Raw genomic sequence first — 19435 nt, 5'->3', positions numbered from 1 at the left:
TCAACCTCAGATTGCGGCTTGATACGAACCATGCGCTCAGTTCCACTCACCCATCGCAGAACGTGGGTCAAAGGCCATGCCTGCCTTTCTGGTACGAGATATAATAAAGCATCCATCTGACCAACTCATAGCGAACAAAGGCATACGCGACGAGGCCGAACAATGACCGGTCACATGCGGGCACAGAACACCTCATCAGGGAGAACTATCATAGCTAACGAGTATTCACCTCTCGGAACAGGGTATGGTACACATCGAACGAGTGGATTTTGCTAACAAACAACAGATTAAACGCTTCGTTCAACTACCGCACCGGCTATACAAAAGCTGCCCGCAGTGGGTGCCACCACTCAACATCGATGCCTATGCTCAACTCAACCCGCGAAAACACCCCTTCTACGAGCATTCAGATGTTGAGTGCTTCCTGGCTGTACGCAAAGGACGCGATGTTGGGCGCATTGCCGCCATCGAAAATCGGCCATACAATAAGTACCACGGTGTCAGAGAAGCCAATTTTTACTTTTTCGACTGCGAAAACGACCCGGAAGCTGCCGCTGATCTGTTCGAGACCGTCTTTGACTGGGCTTGCAAACGTGGTCTGAACCGCGTTGTTGGCCCGAAAGGCATGGGGCCGCTTGACGGCTACGGCCTGCTCACCTCCGGCTTTGAACATCGCCAAACGATGACCATGCTGACATACAACTACCCCTATTATGTTGACCTGGTTGAAGGGCTCGGTTTTCAAAAAGAAGTCGATTTTGTATCCTGCTATTTGCCCTCTGACAGCTTCAAGATTCCGGAACGTATCGAACGGATTGCCCGGCGCGTAATGGAGCGCCATCACTTGCAGGTTAAGCATTTTGCCAGCAAACGTGAACTACTTCAGTGGGTGGATCGTATTGGGGAGGCTTATAACAAAGCGTTCATCCATAATTGGGAGTATTACCCGCTCACCGAACGAGAAACTGACTTTGTGGTGCAGAGCATTATCACAGTTGCCGATCATCGTCTCATTAAGGTCATTACGCACGCCGGTGAAGTTGTCGGCTTCCTCTTCGCCTTTCCCGATGTCTCGGCTGCCTTACAGCGTGCCAGAGGACATCTCAATCCGCTTACGCTGGCCGATCTGTTGATAACGATGCGTCGCACCAGCGCAGTGGTGATCAACGGCATGGGTATCTTGCCCGAATTTCAGGGTCAGGGTGGCAATGCACTGCTCTACTACGAAATGGGAAAGACACTGCTGGCATTCAGACGATTCACGCACGTTGAAATGACCCAGGTAGCCGAAACCGCACGCCAGATGCGTGCCGACTTGAAGAACCTAAACGGAGTAGAATACAAAAACAATCGCGTGTATTTTAGGGATTTGTAGAGGTTCATTCCCCCCATTGCCTGCAAAACGCCGATGATGCCTGTCTCGGCGTTTGTGGGGTTAGAATCCCCTCACCTTCCCCGATCCCTCTTCCTTTCCTGCACGGAGCAAGGGAGGGAGAGGATAAGGCACGTTCGCCAGTGAACAAACCATTTTTTGCTGCGTAGCGGGCCGAAGGCCCGTGCACCCAGGAAGTTTTACTGTAGACTCACTGCAATCATTTCTCAGGTACAATACCTCTATCGTGGAAAGACAGTCTAGAGAAAATCAGAGACTAGTATGCAGACCATTCAATCACAAGATCATCTGAACACGAGACAGAAAGTTATGACAACCACCATTCTCGTTCTCCACGGCCCCAACCTCAATATGTTAGGCCGCCGTGAACCGCATATCTACGGAACAACGACACTTGCCGACATTAATACTGCTCTCCGACGGCGTGGCGAGGCAGCAGGTGTCCACATCATCTGTATTCAGTCAAACCACGAGGGTGAACTGGTAGAGGCGGTACAAACACACGGCTGGGAAGCAGCAGGGATTATCATCAACCCAGGTGCGCTCACCCACTACGGCCTCTCGCTCCGTGATGCACTGGCCATGGTATCAGCACCAATTATCGAAGTTCATCTATCAAACGTTTACCAGCGCGAGGCATTTCGTCATACCTCGGTGATCGCACCTATCGCCCGTGGTCAGATTACCGGCCTGGGATGGCGTGGCTATCTGTTGGCATTAGAGTGGTTATTATCCGAACGCACTCCCGCTAGCTGACGGCACCCGCCACCACATCGGTCAGGACGGGGACCAAAGGAAGCAGTAGAGTTCTTTACTAAAGATGAAAGGGCGCGGCGGTGCCGCACCCTGATACGACCTGCCCTGCGGTCTGATCGCTCACCACAGGATACTGGACAGAAGTTGGCCCACGCAAGTCAGAGAACTTCTGTCGGACATGCACATGTACTGTTTAGTACACCACTCCTTTCTCGTATCAAGCAGCGATACCGAGACTCCGCTTCTTATCTTCTACATCAATACCATGCAAGCGGGCGAGATTCAGACCGAGGATCTTCTTCTTCGCCTCCTTTGTTAATTGACCACAGCCGTACCCCTGCACAATATCTTCCGGCAACTCAAACTCCCAGAACGCCTTCAGCGCACCACGCGGATGCCAGATTGGTGTCTCACCACCGTAAATAATCTTGTCCTCGCCGCACCAGAAGAGCAACTTCGCCATCGTCTCGGCGAAGACTCGGGGCGAACGCACTACAAAATTGACTGTCGCCGCGATTGAGGCATAGAGGTTAGGATAGCGTACCAGTTGCCAGCAGATTTCATCGATAAAGGGCAGGCCAACGTGAAAGATGATAAAGTTGATCTCAGGGAAATTGGCGGCTGCGCCGTCCATATCCCACGCCTGCGTATGCTCAATCGGCTGTGGGCCAAGCGGCACCCCTTTATGTACGCCGATAATATTCACGCCCAGTTCAAGTGCCTTCTCGAAAATGGGAAACGCAACCCGTGGATCGTCCATCCGCCAGGGGAACGGTTGGCCGTAATCGTAGCGCACATTGTAGAGTTTAAATCCGCGCGCACCGTATTCTTTCACCTGGACTTCCATCAAATCGAGCGCCTTCTTACCCTCTAATGGATTCACCGACCCCCAGAAGATAGTTCGATCAGGATAGCGGCGCGCCATCTCGGCACAACGTTCCCAGCTCGATAGCCCATCCTTAAACAGATCGGTTAATGGCAAGGGCTGCGCCACGATCATATCGGTAGGGCTTTCATCGAAAACCATGCGGGCAATCTCATCGACATGCCACTCACGCATGTATTCCTCACGGCTCAACGTCTTTTCGCCAGGAGCGTTGAGAACCTGATGAAAGGCATATAAATGCTCGATAAACATCTCACCAGGCTTTCCAAACGCATTCGATTTGTCGAAATTGAACACATGACATACGCCGTCGAAGACAAACGCATCGTCAATCATTGCGCTCCCTCCTTTTGAGTCGCCCGTAGCCGTGCCTCACGCAATGGTAGCAACTGCTCAAGAGGTAACCGTAACCGTTCACGTGCCAGTGCTGACATTCGTTCTGGTGACCATGGGGTATCCCAGGTAATATTGACCTGCACCTGCTCAATACCGGGTAACGCTTTCACCTCCTCTTCCATCATTTGCAACAGATGCACAGCAAACGGACACCAGCCCGTCGTGAGAATCATGTCAATCGCTACCTGGCTGCCATCCACCTTCACCCGTTCAATCAATCCCATGTCAACGACACTTACCTGCCGCTCCTTACAGCAAGGGTCGTAGCATCGCCGGAGCACGGCCATAACGTCCTCTTGACTGATGCCGACATTCGTTGTCGTACTCATTGTCTCCTCCTGGCGGAATAACAAAAAGCTCTCGCGTATCTGTCGGCGAGAGATGAGGGAGCGATGCGCTACATTGCGAAGATGAAAGCAGAAGCGGATAATGTCTGATAAGAATATATCACATATCTGTTATGAATTGCAAGTCAATTGCAAGATAACGGTGCAATATCTATCTCCTCTCTTCGATACGGGACAGACAACCTTTGGCGGACACAACCCAAACCGCACACGCCACGCCGCCTCACCTTCTTCCCGGCCCCTTCCGCTCTCAGCCAGAAGAGGAAGGAAGAAGGAACCCATACCTGTCCCTTCCCCCGCTTTCCTATTGGCGCTGCTCAATCGACGTTCTTGAGTTGGACATCTCACCCAGACATGTGGTAGGATAGAATGAGTTCAGCAAACAGCAAGGAAACAGCGTATGAGTCATCAGGAACATCGCCGCCTTGCCGCAACTCAGACCACAGCAATCCCTTGTGCGGTATTGACAATCAGCGATAGCCGTAGCGAAGCCACCGACGAAAGCGGGCAATACATTCGCACAGCGTTGACGCAAGCCGGCCATAATGTGGTACAATATGCCGTGGTGCGAGATGAGCCGGCCCAAATCGTCGAAATGGTACGACGGTTTGCCGCTGAAGGGTGTAAAGTCATCATTACGAACGGCGGTACCGGCATTTCCCGCCGAGATAGTACCTTTGAAGCGATTGATGCCTTGCTCGAAAAGCGTTTACCTGGTTTCGGTGAAATCTTCCGCATGCTCTCGTTCGCCGAGATCGGGCCAGCAGCAATGCTGTCGCGAGCAACAGCCGGTATCATGGGTGGAACCTTGATTTTTTGTCTGCCCGGCTCGCCAAACGCTGTGCGGCTTGGAATCGACCGCCTCATCTTGCCCGAACTGGCGCATCTGGTCTGGGAAACTGTGCGCTAATTGCGATTTTCTGTTATAGTATGTATGTTGTCGTAAAGAGTTGTTCTCTTCGTAGCTGTGAGAAGGAGCCAGAGAACCCATGACGTCAGTAGAAGCCTTCCGCGGCCTGTACTATCCTAATAAGATCGGCCGACTCTGCTTCCTGTCGCTGGAGGAAGTCATGGGTCAGAACGGCGTGAAGGCCTTGCTCCGGCTTGCCGATCTGCAACAGTACATCGATGCCTATCCGCCGAATGACCTTAAGCGTGAGTTCCCCTTCGAGGCCATCTCGAAATATTCGGTGGCCCTTGGTACGATGTACGGACCGCGCGGAGCACGCGGTCTTGAGTTGCGAGCCGGACGGGTAGCTTTCTCGCTCGGTCTGAAGGAGTTCGGGCCGTTGCTTGGCATGGCTGACCTGGCATTAAAACTAATGCCGATCACCATGAAACTTAAGATCGTACTGAACGCTACTGCCCAGACGTTTGATCGTTTCTCCGACCAGTCGAGCCACGTTGAAGAAGAGCGCGGGCGCTTTGTGTACCATATCACCCGTTGCTCGAACTGTATTACCCGTCCAGAACCCGGCCCCGTCTTCTATATTGCCCGCGGCATCCTCGAAGAGGCGACCGCATGGGTCAGTGGTGGTCGGCGCTTTGCGGTTGAACAGTTGTCGTGCATCGGTCAGGGAAACTGCTCGTCATGCGCCTTCGCTATTGGGAAGGACCCGCTGGAGTAAAGCTGTGCTACGCTGGCTACTCCTGAAGTTGATTCGCTTCTACCAGGTCGCTATCTCGCCTTGGACGCCGCCGAGCTGTATTTATACTCCAACCTGCTCGCACTATGGCTATGAAGCGATCAAGAAGTATGGGGCGCTGCGTGGTGGCTGGATGACGCTGAAGCGGATCGCACGCTGTCATCCCTTTGCCCGTGGTGGCTATGATCCGGTACCGTAGCAGGGACGCATCATCGTGCGTCCCTGTGCTGGTTGACGGCAAAACAATTCTCCGCTGGCATTGCACTACCCGCCCTGGTTCGGATTTGATATGGCGGCGCTTTCGTGCGGAGACGGACTCTAGCTTGACTTCTAGTACGCGATAGTGTATAACGGTGCTCACAGAAAACACCATGCGCACAGGGAAAGCCGCAACACTCCTTGGTGTCTCGGTCAAGACGTTGCAGCGTTGGGAACGCGAAGGAAGGCTGATTCCGGTGGCCCGAACGGACAGCAACCGCCGTCTCTCCCCTGAGACGCAAATCCGTGAGGTCATCGGTTTGCGGCAGGCGAACCATGCACCAACAAAGCTGGTTGCCTCCTGTCGGGTGACGAGCGCAGCGCAGAGGACGGACCTGGCGAATCAGCGCAACGTGCTGGAAGAGTTCGTGGCGGCAAAGGGATTGGCGGGGGTCGAGTGTATCGAGGAAATAGGCAGCGGGCTGAACTTCAAGCGCAAGCGGTTTCTGGCCCGTATGGACGCGATCGGGCGACGGGACGTCACGATGCTGATCCTCGCGCACCGGGACCGCCTCACCCGGTTCGGCGTTGAGTGGTTCGAACATGACGCCAAAACCCATGGCTGCGCAGTGCTGGTGCTCACCCAGGAACGGCTGTCTCCCGAACCGGAAATGGGGCAAGACGTGATGACCATCGTGCACGGTTGTTCGTCTCGGCGATACGGTTTGAGGAACTATCGAAAGCAGGTGGATGCAGCGCTGAAACAGGATGCACATGGCGTCAAAAAGGCCCAACAATGCAACTAACCCACACGATCGCCCTTTGTCCGACTCCTGAGCAGGTGGATTACTTCAAGCGCGCCTGTGGTACAGCCCGGCGCGTCTGGAACTGGGCGCTCAATGAATGGAACAAACAATACGCAGCAGGCGGCAAGCCAAACGCAATGGCGCTCAAAAAGCAGTTCAACGCCATCAAATACACCGACCCACAGTGGCTCGACGAAAACGGACGGCCTTGGTTGCGAGACATTCACCGGGACGCACACGCCCAGCCGTTTGCCTATCTCGCCAAAGCCTGGGAAAGATTCTTCACCGACCTCAAGGCTGGCAAAGAGGCGCACGCACCGCGCTTCAAGAAAAAAGGGCGCTGCCGCGACAGCTTTTACGTAGCCAACGACAAGTTCCGTCTGGACGGCAAGACGATCCGCCTACCCAAGATCGGCGACGTCGCTATGACCGAGGAACTGCGCTTCAAAGGAAAGATACTGGGCGCGACGGTCTCGCGCACGGCGGATCGTTGGTTTGTGGCAATACAGGTCGAAGTGCCCGATGTGCAATGCTATCGGCGTCGCACCTCCCATGAGGTCAATGGCATCGACCTGGGCATCAAGGCTGCCGCAACGATCTCCAACGGCGAAGCCATCGAAGCGCCAAAGCCGCTCAACGCAGCGCTGCGTCGCCTCAAGATTCGCAGTCGGCGTCTCAGCCGCAAGCTGCAAGCCGCCAAAGAGATGGCGGGGTTTGGACGCCATGCCTGCCTGCCCAAAGGAACGCGCCTGCCGGTCTCGAACAACCGGCAGAAGTCCGCTGCAACATTGGCAAGGCTCTACGCCCGCCTTGCCAATCTCCGAGCGGACGTTACTCATAAGCTCACGACTCGACTCTGCTGCGAAAACCAAGCGTTCGTGATCGAGGATGTAAACGTCAAAGGGATGCTCGCGAACGAGAGGCTCGCTCGCGCCATCTCTGACGTTGGCTTTGGTGTGTTCCGCTCGCAGTTGGAATACAAGGCGAAACGCTACGGCACTCATCTCATCATCGCCGATCGTTGGTATCCAAGTAGCCGACTCTGTTCCATCTGCGGCTGGAAGAACGAGGCGCTGACGTTGAGCGATCGAAAATGGGTGTGTGCGCAATGTGGCGCGCACCATGACCGTGACCTCAATGCGGCGCTGAACCTGAAACGGCTGGCAACCGAAACTGCCCTACCCGTGGCGAGTCCGACCAGTAATGGCGGCGCTGCGGCGGGGACCGTCCCCGCCGCAGCCGGGAAAGTCACGCTTGTCAGAGACGACGGTGGTCATCAAGACACGTCGGGGCAGGAAGAGAACCGTGCGCACCTTTGCGCACTTTCTTGATAGCAGACGGTGGAGTGATCCGCAGAGAGCGGGTAGGACAATGATTCTACCTGTGCATGAAGAGATTGCAGGTATTGCACGGCTATCTCATCATTCGGGTTCTGATCACATTAGTGCGGGTATAGGAACATCTTTACACGCCGTTACAGATGGGAACTCTACCCTTACCTTCCCACGGCAAGCAGGCTGTTATCCCGATCTTCCCATACCGACTGTGATGATTGTTGCCAGCCAAACCACTGGCAAGAATTTCATCTCATAATCTGATTCGTGCAACTTTTATCACTGCGCTATCGTCTATATGATCAGCCAGTCTGCTGTTCGCCGATCGCAGCACAAGTGTGATGCCCGGAAAGGCATCGCGGGAGTAAGAAACAGTGGCTGAACCATCTCGTGAGACGATTGTGCGCGCCCAACAGGGTGATCAACAAGCACTCACCGAACTGATTATCAGTCAGCAGCATTACGTCTACAGCATTGCCATGAGCGTGCTCAAAAATGCCGATGATGCCGCCGATTTGACGCAGGAAGCATTTATCCGTCTTTTTCGGACACTTCCGCAGTACAACGGTGAGAGCCGCTTTACCACATGGCTGTACCGACTGGTCATTAATTTGTGCCGTGATGAATTACGCCGACGTGGACGCCAGGTTGCCATTGTGCCACCGGCAACCGACGATGAAGAACTCGATGCTCTGCAAACTATCGCCGATAATGACCGACTGATTGACCCTGCACAGTCGCTCGACCTGAGTCAGTTACGGATCGAAGTGCGACGGGCACTCGAACAATTAGAACCGCACTACCGCCTTGTCTTGACCTTGTATTATTTTGAAGATTTGAAATACACGGACATCGCCGAAATCCTTGATCTCCCCCTCAACACAGTCAAGAGTCATATTCGGCGGGGGAAAGAACGACTGGCCGAATTGCTCCGTACAACCGAACCACCGGCAACTCGTGTTGTTGAGCAAGCGGTACGCAAAACTCCCGACGAGCAAATGCTCCAGATCACACCATTACGCCTGTTGCCGGGGTGGGGAAGGAGGTGACAAATGAGTACTCCACTATCTACACCACCACCAGAAGAACTGCTCGATGCGGCGTTGCGTCACGAGCTGCGTTGGGAAGCCCCACCCGAATTAACCAACCGTTTACTGCAACTGGTGCCCGGTACAGTGCCGGTTGCAATCGCCGAGAACCCACCACTGCCGCGCTGGCGTCTTTATCTCGCTATTGCACTTATCGCCGCGCTGACCCTGGCATCAATGCTTGGTGTTTCATACCTGTATCAGCTTGTCTGGTTCCAGTTAGGAGCAGTTCAGTTCGTCACGCAGCTTGAAGCATTACCAGCGCGCCTGCTTCAGACCCTATACGAGACTATGCCATTCGCTCGTGAACTGACGAGCCTGATTGCCCTGATCCGCACGCAATTACACTGGTTGTTACTGGCCCTGGTGCTGTGGATCATTCTCGATAACTGGCAGGCTGAATTTCAGGTACGACGCAGCTAAGAGCCTGGCCGAAGATGTACCGAGACGCGACGGAAACGGGTAGCATCGAGTTCAGCGCCGGTGCTGTAGAGCACGGCTAACGCCCCCTCACCTTCCCCCCCTGCCCCCCCTTCCTCTCCCGCGCTGCGGGCAAGGAAGGGGGGACGGCGCGAAAGTATGTTGGCACGAAACACAACCGTTGGAAACACAAACGATCTAAACACTCCAATCGAGGAAGGGGGGGACGGCGCGAAAGCATGGTAGCACCCCCTCACGCAATGACTGCACGGGTACAGTATGTTCCCAATAAGAAATCTGGGTTTCTGATCACCCGCTAAGGCCAGAATCAAGACGATGTCGGCACGAGCGCAGCGCTGCTTCGCTCTTCTCTCCACCTGGGTGCGCGGGCCTCCGGCCCGCAGATGCAGTGGGTCGGCAAGCGCGCAGCCCTGCTGCGCTCTTCTATCGCTGCGAGTAGTGCAGCGCGTCGGACCGTGTCATACCACCGGCACCGCTTCGTTCCAGAGATAACTGGCCCATTCTTCTGCCGGGTAGACGCGCTGTGGCCGGAGCGGATTGATACGCACATTCAGCATTGCGCCGCGTCGCAGGTGGGTGAGACCAGCCTCTTCAACCAACCAGATCACTCGTGCTTCGTAGGGTCGATTCGCCGGCGGATAGACCCACAACGTCAATTCTACCTCTACCGCTCGCATCAAGATAGCACGCTTATACGAACCGACCATCGTGACTTTTAGTAACTCGGCGCGTACCGGTACCGATGTTGCCAGATCACGTTCCATGGCTTGTTGAATGATAACGCGCCGCCGCTCAAAACGTTTCAGTGCTGTATGTACTGACGGTACCAGCAGCAACGATGTGCTGATAATGGCATAAGGCAACATTTGCCCAAGATGTAGCCGCTGCTCGTCACCATTCACGGTACGGCAGCGAAAGGCCAGCACACCGTCACTTCGATCTGGTTGCAGATCACCAACACAGACTATCGGCCCTATCACACGGGCCAGATCAGGCATAAAGACAAGACCGGTCGTGCCGCAAATAAAACCGAGTAATAGACTGAGTGCGATCCGTGCAAACATAAGGCGATCCTCTGGTGGAAGCGTGCTGATTGCCGGGATGACGAGATCGGTCATCATCGTGACAATGGGGGCAGAGAAGGAACACCGATCTCATTAGTTATGTCTTATTGTAGCACGCCGTCTATACCATCGCGTATCGAATTAGCGAGCATGCTGAGAATGGGTCAGAAGCTGCTCAATTCGTGCTACCAACTGCCGTAAGCGGATCGGTTTAGCGAGATAGTCAGTTGCACCAGCCACGAGACAGCGTTCACGATCACCCGGCATCGCCAGCGCCGTCACGGCAATGATTGGCGTCTGGGCAAACCGCTGATCGGCGCGTAGCCGTTTGATGACCTCAAGCCCGTCGATCTCAGGTATTTGTATGTCCATGATGATCAGGTCAGGATGCCATTCTGTGACAAGTGCCAGCACTTCGTACCCGGTACGAGCCACACGCAGTTCGTACCCATGGGCGATCAGATAGTCGCTCAATATCATCCGATTGGTTTCGTTATCTTCAGCCAATAAGATGCGGGCAACAGTCGCGCGCTGATTGGTATGATCGCTGACCGATGTATCCGTCTTCAGTTCTGAAAGCTGCCGCAACGTTCTCCGGAGCATAGCACGATTGATCGGTTTTACCAGATACGCCGCGGCACCAGCAGCCAATCCACGTTCCGGCTCATCGATGACCGATACAATAACAACCGGGATCGGAGCCAGTTCAGGATCACGTTTCAGGTCAGCCAGTATCTCCCAGCCTGACCGATCGGGTATCTGTGGATCAAGCAAGATCAGATCAGGACGCAGATCTTTTGCCCGTGCAACGGCTTCGTGACCATACGTGACCAAGACCGGCTGAATCTGCAATTCTTCCAGATAACGAGCCAACTGATCAGCAGTCGTCACCGAATCTTCGATCACGAGCGCTAACTGCATCGGCGCTGCACTATCGGGATGGGAGGACGTATCGGCATGCAAGACCGGTTGATAGGGCAGAATGACCGTAAATGTGCTACCGACACTCGGCGTACTTTCGACTGCAACGCGACCACCGTGCAGTTCGGTCAGCCGTCGTACCAACACCAGGCCCAGACCGGTTCCTTCATGCTGGCGCCGCAACCCACTATCAAGCTGCACAAACGGCTGAAAGAGCCGCGACAGTTGTTCAGGCGCAATCCCAATTCCGGTATCACTCACCGCAAAGCTGATCGTTCCCTGGGTAACGTCGGTCGTCACCTGCAAGGTCACCGCACCACCAGCCGGAGTAAACTTCACCGCATTGCTCAACAGGTTCACCAGAATCTGTTTGAGTCGTCGTGGATCGGCGAGAAAACGAGCCTGACGATCTTCAAGGTGTAACGAGAGTTGAATCTGCTTCTTGTTCGCCTGCTCTCTGATCAAGGCTAAGCTCGCCTCACACACATCACTCGCAGCGACAACTTCCTTTATCACATCCATTCGTCCAGCTTCAATCTTCGCCAGATCGAGGACATCGTTGATCAGGGTCAGCAAATGTCGGCCACTTGCTTCAAGCGTGTGGATTGCTGCTCGCTGTCGTTCACTTAACGGGCCGTACAGCTCTTCCAAGAGACTTTCACTGAGAGCCAGAATCGAGTTCAGCGGCGTGCGCAACTCGTGGCTCATATTGGCCAGAAATTCATCTTTAGCTCGCGCCGCACGGGAAAGTTCGGTATTTGCCAACCGCAACTCGGCTGTACGCTCAGCAACCCGCTGTGCCAGAAGATCGCGTTCGTTCTGCAATTCCTGCTCTGTCACACGCCAGTCGGTTATATCACGAATAATCGCAATTGCTTCCCTGCTCGATGGTTCTGCTTTGATCCGAGCCTCGAAAAAACACTCGCGATCGGCAACCGGCAATCGATACTCCAGCGTCTGTAATTCACCTGTTGTAAAAGCGGTGTGCAACGCTGACCGATACTGCGCACTAATTGCAGGTGGAAAGACCTGATCAATTGGGTGATTGAGAAGGTCTCCCAGTACAACAGGCATAAACATAGCGTGTGGTGCTGCCACATCAATGATGAGGCCATCGTTACGCAACCGCAACACAAGATCGGGGAGTGCACTTACAATCAGATGGTTACGTTGTTCGCTTGCCCGCAATTGTGCTTCTTGTTGACCAACTACAATCGCGAAAGCAATGTCCTGCGCTAATTCGTTGAGCAAACGTAGTTCGTCGGTATCAAAAAAACCTACCTGATCGGCGTAGAAGTTCAATGTAGCATAAACCTCATCATTGACCAGCAACGGAAAGCTCGCTGATGAGCGATACCCAATCTGCATGGCGATGTCACGCCAGGGTGCTGCCAGTTGGTTCATCGCCAGCTCGTTGATGATCACCGGCTGACGCTTTAAAAATGCCTGCACGGTCGGACAGGCGCTATCGTCAGTTATCTTGAAATCAAACTGAACGAGGTAATCTCTTGCTTCACCAGCCACAGCTACCGGTTCGATTCGCTTGGCGACAAGGTCTGGTCGGCCAATCCACGCCATCCGAAATCGACCTTCTTGAACGGCGATCTGACACACGGCGGCGAAGATGCGTTGTGGCTCACGTTCGCGGATAATCATCTGATTAATGGCACTCAACAACGCATAGGTACGCATCAGTCGTCGCTGACGCGCTTCGTGCGTTTGGCGCAACGCAATGAAGAAGAAAACAACGACAACGGTGGCAGTGCCCAGGATCGAACGTTGTATCGCATCGGAATTGAACCATGGCCGTGGGTATCCAGGGCCAGGTCGAAAGACAAGCTGCCAGGAACGACCGTATCGGTTAATCGTTCTAACTACGGCCGCCTCGCGGATAAAGGTCTCCGGATCGGGTATAACCGTTGGGGAACGAACGACGCCTCCGGCCAGGTATGCCAACGGTTGAAGGGAAGCGTCGGTGGTGTCAATCAATAACAACTCGAGATCAGGTGTCGCTACTAGCTGCAAGGCTTGCTCGATCAAACGGGCTGGTGATACCAGCATCATAATAATCCCTCGTATCCGTGCCTGACGCACTTCAACAGTTGGTGGAAATACATCAGAGCTGTACACCGGTGCAATCAACAGCACTGCTGGCGTAACAACATCGGTGAGATACGGGCGGATCGGAGCTGTCATCATGACCCGTCCGCTATCACGAGCCTGCGCAATCGTATTGCGACGTATCGGCTCTACAGCCATATCAAGCCCCAGCACAACCCGCCGCCGCGCAAACGGTTCAACGTAGGTCAGCGGATAATATTCATCACGCACCGCAGCCGGTGGGCCTGGAGCACCCGGTTCACGAATAACAAAATCAAAAATGCCATTTTCACGTATCTGACGCTCAAAGGACAACCGCTCTGCTTGCGTAACATGAGGCGCCCATCCTACCGATTGCAAAGCGGGGAACTGTATCAGGAGCGAGCGACTGAATGTACTAAATTCGTGCTGTTCGACCTCTTGGGAAGCGACGAAGAGGCCCTGTATGCTTCGGATCGCCTGTTCATAACGGGCAAGGCGGTCGTCGATCAAATTGACCACGTCTGTGGTATCAGTCTGCAATTGTCGTTCGTACTGTTGCCACGCATCGCGCCAGAATAGTTGGAGCGAAAACAGCAACAATGCCAGGAGCAGACTGATCACCGGCCATACCAACAGATCGGCTGTGCGTTGCTCTTGCCAGGATATGCCGGCGACGATCCATGGTACAATGAGCCATACGCCAGCAATCACATTCAGCCACCATTGCCAGAGGGTGGTTGGCACACCAGCCACCATTGGCACCTGCACAGCTACCAGAATTACAACTGCAATAAATGAGGTCGGCAGAATTGCTAATGCCAGTAGACCACAGCTATACAAGCTACGCCAAAGAGTCAGCGGAGGCAGAGGTTTGACGAAACGATGCACGAGCCAGCTTCCCAGCCATGCCTGAGCCACAGCACTCAGTGCCAGACCAACTGCAATGACTATCACCCGTGTTCCGTCGAGGCCCAATTGCGTGAAGACGGCAGCATACCCCAAAAACGCCCCAACCAGGATAATCGGTAAAAATCGGGTACCAGCTACCAATGCACCACCCATTGCGACCCCAGCAGCGACCCACATAAACGGAATGCCACGCTCTGCCAGCAACGGTTGGGCGCTTACCCATATCGCAATGGCGTACACCAGACCCAAACCAATAAGGGTAGATCGGGGTAAACGGATCATGAGCTGCACTCCGGTAGAGAGATGTGTATATGCGTACCCCGTTGCTACGATGCGGTTAGCATACCATCTCAAGAGGGCAGATTGCGGTAGGATCGCCGGTAGATTACTCGCCACCGAATCGGCTGCAACGGTCACCAAACCCGCCCACTGTCGCATGGCCCCGAGCAATCGGGATTATTTCATTCTACCAGAGTAGATCGTACCACGCTGTACCGGTTTATGCTAGCGTTGGCGACAGTTCGGCCAACTGCCGATACGCGCCGGCAAAGTATAGCAGCGGATCACCTTCTGCGGCTCGCCGTAATGCAATGACACGCCCCAGAACAATCCAATGATCACCACCATCGAGCAACCGTTCACGCGCACAAACTAGGGTAGCCAGACCATCGTGAAGTACTGGTACACCGGCCAGCTCGGTCATCGTGACCTCTAGATCGGCTTGTGGCCGACCGGCAAAATGACGGGCAATTGCCTCTTGGTCAACACGTAGAATGTTGACCGCGAAATGCGAGGCAGCAGCGATCACGCCTGCCATACGAGCTTTGCGATCAATACATACCAGTAAGAGCAGAGGATCAAGTGAAACAGAAGTCAGGGAATTGGCAGTCATCCCTCGTACCTGCATCCCATCGCTAGCGGTAATGACTGTTACTCCGGTGGCAAACAGACCTATCGTAGCACGGTATTCACGTGGATCAATCGTCATGGTGCATCTCTGTCGATTTCAAAAGATGTTTCTTACATATTAGCAGTATACGTCAATTCAGAGCATGCGGGCAAGCATGTTGTCATCGTTTAGGGCTTTTCAACGCTTTCATCCCGCTTACCAGCAAGACGGGGCACCATCGAGGATCACTCGTGGGGTAAAGTATCGTCTTGCCCACCCAGGTGCATCCATCGGTATCAGACTAATCGCCCATCGCGTACCATCCATCGCCTGGTTTGATTTGTTGTGCCGTGACGACGAATGTTCGGACAGGCTACCTGAAAACGTTAAAACCCCGCTGGCAAAACAGTTGTCGCTTAATAGTCTCTGTGCTATGCTGTATGAGACGGAACCTTGTCGTAAGCTCAGCTTGGATTAAGCAGGTGCACCTATGACCATCACTGATCGCATGCTCACCGGCGCCATCGCCAACAATCCTGGCAACTATCATGGTGACGGTGAATGGCGCTACTCGATCACGCAACGCACCCTCTACTTCAGCAAAGCTGCTGCCCCTGATCCACGCGATCAGGAACCATTCTTCTCGTTGCCTTCGTTGAACCCTGATGGATCGGGGCGTATGGAGCGCGCCTTCCGGCAGTTTATTCGTCGGCGTTGGCCGCCAAGTCGCTGTGCCGAGATCGAGAAGTTCGCCGAACGCCGGGGCTGGCATCTGGCAATGGAGCTGAAGTACGGAGGCGGCGCCCTCGAAGATCACGAAGCCGCCGAGTGGCAATACGTCGTCAATCGTGAACTTCAACGATTGGCTGCTGAAGTTCGCGCACGGATTGCCGAACTGGAACGTCAGGCTACTCAACCTGAGCAGACACCTGCATCTGGCGAGTAAGAGTTTGCCCCAGGATGCGGTAGACAAGCGTTACCGTGATGGTGTAAGCCTCACCGCTGTGCGCCTTTCCAATGAGAGGCACTTCAGCCTCTAACGCCTCACCATCAACGGTAACGCTGCCATACGCCCCATCGGCAAACTGTACGTCGAAAATTACATTTACCGGTCGGTTACCGGGGCCATACCCCCAACTCAACATCGCATAGACCGGCCCGATCCCGCTCAGGCTGGTTATCCGCAGATTACGCAACCGCGACGGAATCAATGCCCCGCGCACCGTCATCCAGGTTACGACCGTCCAGAATGAAAGCCAGAAACCACGCTGTAAGGCTTTTACACTCATACCTGTATCTTTCTTTGAGCAGGATCGGCGTGTTGTCGGTAGAGAATCGCGGTATGACCGATGATCGCAACCAGATTGGCGCCTGTCTCGGCGACGATGGTATCGGTGAACGATTGCTTCATATCTTTGTAATCGAGAAAGCGTACCTTGATCAACTCGTGAGCATTCAGTTCTTGTTCAATTTTGGTCAAAATGCCTTCGGTAAGGCCATTCTTCCCAACCATCACTGTGACCGGCAACGAATGGGCCAGTCGGCGTAGATAAGCACGCTGCGCAGGAGTCATTGTGGAGCAACCTCCTCTATCGGGGCCGATGTTAGATCATATCGTCCACATATATCATTGATACGAATACGCACCACATCACGAAGATTCCGCCACGAGTCGCGCAAGGGATTAACCTTCGTTTCGCTACCGTAGCGCCATCGCACCGGGATTTCGCTGATTGGGTAGCCACGTCGCTGGGCCAGAAAGAGCAATTCCACATCGTAGGCAGTAACTGCCGCATCGCGCAATACTGGGGCATCATCACCGTAGATTCGCACCCGCTGAAACAGATCACGAGCGACTTCGCGTCGCAATGCCTTAAAACCACATTGCGTGTCATTAATGCCGCGCAATGCAACTAACCGGATGATCCAGTTGAAGACCCGACCCATCACATGACGATACCACGGCTCACCTTCACGTGATGCACCTACTCCTTCACGCGAGCCAATGGCGATTGGATAACCACTTTCGATAGCGGCCCGCAGCCGTGGCCATTCTTCAATTGGCGTTGCCAGATCGGCATCACACAGCAAGATGATCGCGCCGCTCGCTGCTAAAGCACCGGTACGCACGGCAAACCCTTTGCCGCGATGATCACAGCGAATCACCGTGACTCCAAATGACTCTGCCAACTCTGCTGTGCGATCCTCACTGCCATCATCAACTACGATGATCTCAGATTCGTATGGCTCGTTGGCAAGAAATGTCTTAATGGCGGTCAGTGTTTCCGGTAAACGGCGCTCTTCGTTATAGGCCGGAATCACGATTGAGAGAAATGGCTGATCCTTCATCATTCATTACTATCTTCTTGCAAGCTACCTGAGATCAAGTGCTTTGACAATTAGCTCTGTTTCTTCGGCGGTAAGTGCACGCCGCGACCAAAAGGATGGTAAGGCGCGCAGCCCGGCCAACTGACCACGCAAGCGCGCCCGCGCTGCCGGCTCGCGAATATGACGCAGGCTGTGCAACACAAAACGTAATTGCGAAGCAATGAGTGCCGGCCAGTAGCGGCGTATCAGTTCCAACGGCATGTTTTTGACCCATACCAGTGGAAAATTGCGTCCACAGTAGTAACTGGCCAGTGCTCCCCCACCACTGGCACTCAGACGATGATAGACCACTGCCGTCGGCACAAAAATGGTGCGTAATCCCTTGCGTCGGGCACGCAAATTCAAGTCTACATCTTCACAGTACATCACCAGTTCTTCGTCAAATACCCGTCCGTCTTCAGCCAACAGTTCGAGCGCGCTGCGCCGGTAGGCTGCGGCGCCGGCACACGGCCCAAACACCTCACTGTACACATCGTATTGACCGCGATCTTCTTCCCAAACCCCACGATTACCCGGTTCACCATTTGGACGATAAAAATCACCGGCTGAATGCAGAACATTGCGCCGATCAAACAGCCGTAACTTAGATGCGGCAAAGGCAAATTGCGGCCAGCGTTCGAGCGCGCCGATCAGTGCTGCCAGCCAGTGCGGATCAGCCTCGGTATCATTGTTGAGCAGGGCAACAAATGGCTGATGCGTGGCTGTTAATGCTGCATTGACCGCTGCCGCAAAACCGCGATTCTGATCCAGTTGGAAGACCTGTACTTCCGGGTAGCGCGACTTTATCAGCGCTACCGAATCGTCTGTACTGGCGTCATCAACAACGGTTACCGTAAAGTCACGTCGGGTCTGTGCACGTAACGAATCGAGACAGACGGGCAAAAGGGCGCTACCGTTGTAGTTTGGAATAATGACATCGATCATGACGACAATTCATTGCGCAGCCGTGCCAGATACACCGCAAGCGCCTCTTGCCACGGTCGAAAGGTGATGCCCAGCGCAGCTCCGGCCAGATTGGCAAGGGGAGTGTACGGCGGTGGCGTACTATCACGCTGAAAATCGCGTAAGCGGATCGGATGCAGCGGTGTACTCATCCCAACCTGACGCAGAATCTCGGCGGCAAACTCATAACGTGAGCAAATACCGTCGTTGACAAAATGGTACGTCCCGTAATAATCAGTTTTGATCAGGCGAGCCAATCCAATCGCAACATCATAGGTATACGTTGGACTACCAATTTCATCGGCCACCATACGCAGGCCATGGGCTGGCGGATTACTCGCCAGACGCAGGACGGTACGCACAAAGTTACGTTCACCGCCGAAGAGCCATGCCACCCGCACAATGAAGTGTTGGGAGGTTAGCGTTCGCACAACCTGCTCACCGGCCAGTTTACTTTGTCCATACGGATTAATCGGTCGGGTAGGATCGTCTTCAAGATACGGACGCTGCCCATCACCTGCAAAGACCTCGTTAGTACTGATATAGACCATCGTTGCCTGAATGCGCCGGCATCCAAGCGCTACATAGCGCGTTCCCAGGCCATTGACCCGATAGGCCAGGATTGGATCCCGCGCACACCCATCAACGTTTGTGTAAGCAGCAGCGTGAATCACCACATCGGCACCGGTAGCGGCAATATGATCGACCGTTGCCGGATCGGTTAGCTCAAGCTGATCGTGGCCTAACGGTATCAACTCATGCTGATCGGCCAGTGTAGCGATAAGCGCTTGACCTAATTGTCCATTTGCTCCGGTAATTGCAATCCGCACGTTTTGGCTCCTCAGGTACCGCTTAATCGGCTACACAGAGTAGCAGAAGAGCCGATTTGCGTCAACCAATCTCATTAATCTGGGGGAGTTTCAGAGTTTTCAGTGGCTGTGTTGCGGAG

20 protein-coding genes are annotated in these 19435 nt (G+C 54.1%); 10 read left to right on the top strand and 10 right to left on the bottom strand.

Annotation, left to right across the window (positions count from 1 at the left end; genetic code table 11):
- Positions 1-244: 244 nt before the first annotated feature.
- Together QTO31_RS19160 and aroQ are read left to right on the top strand one after the other, a co-directional pair.
- Positions 245-1375 (top strand): hypothetical protein, encoded by a 1131-nt coding sequence (locus QTO31_RS19160; RefSeq protein WP_301430753.1) that lies wholly within the window; start codon positions 245-247, stop codon positions 1373-1375.
- Positions 1376-1702: 327 nt separating this feature from the next.
- Entirely contained in the window at positions 1703-2149 is a 447-nt protein-coding gene (aroQ, locus tag QTO31_RS19155) for a type II 3-dehydroquinate dehydratase (protein WP_301430752.1), read from the top strand.
- A gap of 217 nt (positions 2150-2366) precedes the next feature.
- On the opposite strand, the gene QTO31_RS19150 is transcribed toward aroQ, so the two are convergent.
- Both QTO31_RS19150 and QTO31_RS19145 read right to left on the bottom strand, forming a co-directional pair.
- Positions 2367-3371 carry an amidohydrolase family protein gene (locus QTO31_RS19150; protein WP_301430751.1) on the bottom strand — a complete coding sequence of 335 codons (1005 nt, stop codon included), beginning with the start codon at positions 3369-3371 and terminating at the stop codon, positions 2367-2369.
- On the bottom strand, positions 3368-3760 hold the full coding sequence (locus tag QTO31_RS19145) for a metal-sulfur cluster assembly factor (RefSeq protein ID WP_031460379.1): 393 nt from the start codon (positions 3758-3760) through the stop codon (positions 3368-3370). The genes QTO31_RS19150 and QTO31_RS19145 overlap by 4 nt, the downstream gene beginning before the upstream one ends.
- Before the next feature lie 418 nt (positions 3761-4178).
- Here QTO31_RS19145 and QTO31_RS19140 point away from each other — a divergent pair, with 418 nt between their 5' ends.
- The 7 genes from QTO31_RS19140 (at position 4179) to QTO31_RS19110 (ending at position 9273) form a co-directional block, all read left to right on the top strand.
- Positions 4179-4688, top strand: a complete 510-nt coding sequence (locus tag QTO31_RS19140; protein WP_031460378.1) for a molybdenum cofactor biosynthesis protein B — start codon at positions 4179-4181, stop codon at positions 4686-4688.
- A gap of 79 nt (positions 4689-4767) precedes the next feature.
- Positions 4768-5406 carry a 4-vinyl reductase gene (locus tag QTO31_RS19135; protein WP_028457115.1) on the top strand — a complete coding sequence of 213 codons (639 nt, stop codon included), beginning with the start codon at positions 4768-4770 and terminating at the stop codon, positions 5404-5406.
- Positions 5407-5410: 4 nt separating this feature from the next.
- Positions 5411-5623 carry a membrane protein insertion efficiency factor YidD gene (yidD, locus tag QTO31_RS19130; RefSeq protein WP_028457116.1) on the top strand — a complete coding sequence of 71 codons (213 nt, stop codon included), beginning with the start codon at positions 5411-5413 and terminating at the stop codon, positions 5621-5623.
- Positions 5624-5795: 172 nt separating this feature from the next.
- Positions 5796-6428 carry an IS607 family transposase gene (locus QTO31_RS19125; protein WP_301430749.1) on the top strand — a complete coding sequence of 211 codons (633 nt, stop codon included), beginning with the start codon at positions 5796-5798 and terminating at the stop codon, positions 6426-6428.
- Positions 6419-7759 (top strand): RNA-guided endonuclease InsQ/TnpB family protein, encoded by a 1341-nt coding sequence (locus QTO31_RS19120; RefSeq protein WP_301430747.1) that lies wholly within the window; start codon positions 6419-6421, stop codon positions 7757-7759. Before QTO31_RS19125 ends, QTO31_RS19120 begins: the two co-directional genes overlap by 10 nt.
- A 377-nt stretch (positions 7760-8136) precedes the next feature.
- The gene (locus QTO31_RS19115) at positions 8137-8811 is read left to right on the top strand and encodes an RNA polymerase sigma factor (RefSeq protein WP_031460374.1); all 675 of its coding nucleotides are present in this window, start codon (positions 8137-8139) and stop codon (positions 8809-8811) included.
- Between the two features lie 3 nt (positions 8812-8814).
- On the top strand, positions 8815-9273 hold the full coding sequence (locus QTO31_RS19110; RefSeq protein WP_301430746.1) for an anti-sigma factor: 459 nt from the start codon (positions 8815-8817) through the stop codon (positions 9271-9273).
- 476 nt (positions 9274-9749) lie between these two features.
- Here QTO31_RS19110 and QTO31_RS19105 read toward each other — a convergent pair whose 3' ends face one another.
- The 3 genes from QTO31_RS19105 to QTO31_RS19095 all read right to left on the bottom strand — a co-directional run bounded on the left by QTO31_RS19105 (position 9750) and on the right by QTO31_RS19095 (position 15255).
- On the bottom strand, positions 9750-10355 hold the full coding sequence (locus QTO31_RS19105) for a hypothetical protein (protein ID WP_031460372.1): 606 nt from the start codon (positions 10353-10355) through the stop codon (positions 9750-9752).
- A gap of 141 nt (positions 10356-10496) precedes the next feature.
- Entirely contained in the window at positions 10497-14549 is a 4053-nt protein-coding gene (locus tag QTO31_RS19100) for a response regulator (RefSeq protein ID WP_301430745.1), read from the bottom strand.
- Positions 14550-14766: 217 nt separating this feature from the next.
- Positions 14767-15255, bottom strand: coding sequence for a flavin reductase family protein (locus tag QTO31_RS19095; RefSeq protein WP_301430743.1), 489 nt, complete (start codon positions 15253-15255; stop codon positions 14767-14769).
- Positions 15256-15646: 391 nt separating this feature from the next.
- On the opposite strand from QTO31_RS19095, the gene QTO31_RS19090 reads away from it, so the two are divergent.
- Complete coding sequence (locus tag QTO31_RS19090; protein ID WP_028457122.1) at positions 15647-16102, top strand: hypothetical protein; 456 nt, start codon at positions 15647-15649, stop codon at positions 16100-16102.
- Here the strand turns inward: QTO31_RS19090 and QTO31_RS19085 are convergent.
- From QTO31_RS19085 to rfbD, 5 genes are read right to left on the bottom strand one after another with little or no spacing between them, the layout of a single operon-like run.
- A complete protein-coding gene (locus QTO31_RS19085; RefSeq protein ID WP_301430742.1) occupies positions 16065-16445 on the bottom strand; it encodes a hypothetical protein in 381 nt (126 codons plus the stop codon). The two genes, QTO31_RS19090 and QTO31_RS19085, sit on opposite strands and share 38 nt — an antisense overlap.
- Positions 16442-16729: a YhbY family RNA-binding protein gene (locus QTO31_RS19080; protein ID WP_301430741.1), complete on the bottom strand. Its 288-nt coding sequence runs from the start codon at positions 16727-16729 to the stop codon at positions 16442-16444. Before QTO31_RS19080 ends, QTO31_RS19085 begins: the two co-directional genes overlap by 4 nt.
- A complete protein-coding gene (locus tag QTO31_RS19075) occupies positions 16726-17508 on the bottom strand; it encodes a dolichyl-phosphate beta-glucosyltransferase (RefSeq protein ID WP_301430740.1) in 783 nt (260 codons plus the stop codon). The genes QTO31_RS19080 and QTO31_RS19075 overlap by 4 nt, the downstream gene beginning before the upstream one ends.
- A gap of 21 nt (positions 17509-17529) precedes the next feature.
- Entirely contained in the window at positions 17530-18468 is a 939-nt protein-coding gene (locus QTO31_RS19070; RefSeq protein ID WP_301430738.1) for a glycosyltransferase family 2 protein, read from the bottom strand.
- Positions 18465-19316: a dTDP-4-dehydrorhamnose reductase gene (rfbD, locus tag QTO31_RS19065; protein ID WP_031460364.1), complete on the bottom strand. Its 852-nt coding sequence runs from the start codon at positions 19314-19316 to the stop codon at positions 18465-18467. The genes QTO31_RS19070 and rfbD overlap by 4 nt, the downstream gene beginning before the upstream one ends.
- Positions 19317-19435: the final 119 nt, after the last annotated feature.

Source organism: Chloroflexus sp. MS-CIW-1, from assembly GCF_030444705.1.
Taxonomy (GTDB): domain Bacteria; phylum Chloroflexota; class Chloroflexia; order Chloroflexales; family Chloroflexaceae; genus Chloroflexus.
The sequence above is the reverse complement of the archived record's forward strand: the minus strand, read 5'-3'. Positions and strand labels throughout refer to the sequence as shown.

Bases quoted from the DNA above. Each gene is read 5' to 3' on its own strand.
- QTO31_RS19160 (WP_301430753.1), top strand. From the start codon at position 245: ATGGTACACATCGAACGAGTGGATTTTGCTAACAAACAACAGATTAAA.
- aroQ (WP_301430752.1), top strand. From the start codon at position 1,703: ATGACAACCACCATTCTCGTTCTCCACGGCCCCAACCTCAATATGTTA.
- QTO31_RS19150 (WP_301430751.1), bottom strand. From the start codon at position 3,371: ATGATTGACGATGCGTTTGTCTTCGACGGCGTATGTCATGTGTTCAAT.
- QTO31_RS19145 (WP_031460379.1), bottom strand. From the start codon at position 3,760: ATGAGTACGACAACGAATGTCGGCATCAGTCAAGAGGACGTTATGGCC.
- QTO31_RS19140 (WP_031460378.1), top strand. From the start codon at position 4,179: ATGAGTCATCAGGAACATCGCCGCCTTGCCGCAACTCAGACCACAGCA.
- QTO31_RS19135 (WP_028457115.1), top strand. From the start codon at position 4,768: ATGACGTCAGTAGAAGCCTTCCGCGGCCTGTACTATCCTAATAAGATC.
- QTO31_RS19125 (WP_301430749.1), top strand. From the start codon at position 5,796: ATGCGCACAGGGAAAGCCGCAACACTCCTTGGTGTCTCGGTCAAGACG.
- QTO31_RS19120 (WP_301430747.1), top strand. From the start codon at position 6,419: ATGCAACTAACCCACACGATCGCCCTTTGTCCGACTCCTGAGCAGGTG.
- QTO31_RS19110 (WP_301430746.1), top strand. From the start codon at position 8,815: ATGAGTACTCCACTATCTACACCACCACCAGAAGAACTGCTCGATGCG.
- QTO31_RS19105 (WP_031460372.1), bottom strand. From the start codon at position 10,355: ATGTTTGCACGGATCGCACTCAGTCTATTACTCGGTTTTATTTGCGGC.
- QTO31_RS19100 (WP_301430745.1), bottom strand. From the start codon at position 14,549: ATGATCCGTTTACCCCGATCTACCCTTATTGGTTTGGGTCTGGTGTAC.
- QTO31_RS19095 (WP_301430743.1), bottom strand. From the start codon at position 15,255: ATGACGATTGATCCACGTGAATACCGTGCTACGATAGGTCTGTTTGCC.
- QTO31_RS19090 (WP_028457122.1), top strand. From the start codon at position 15,647: ATGACCATCACTGATCGCATGCTCACCGGCGCCATCGCCAACAATCCT.
- QTO31_RS19085 (WP_301430742.1), bottom strand. From the start codon at position 16,445: ATGAGTGTAAAAGCCTTACAGCGTGGTTTCTGGCTTTCATTCTGGACG.
- QTO31_RS19080 (WP_301430741.1), bottom strand. From the start codon at position 16,729: ATGACTCCTGCGCAGCGTGCTTATCTACGCCGACTGGCCCATTCGTTG.
- QTO31_RS19075 (WP_301430740.1), bottom strand. From the start codon at position 17,508: ATGATGAAGGATCAGCCATTTCTCTCAATCGTGATTCCGGCCTATAAC.
- QTO31_RS19070 (WP_301430738.1), bottom strand. From the start codon at position 18,468: ATGATCGATGTCATTATTCCAAACTACAACGGTAGCGCCCTTTTGCCC.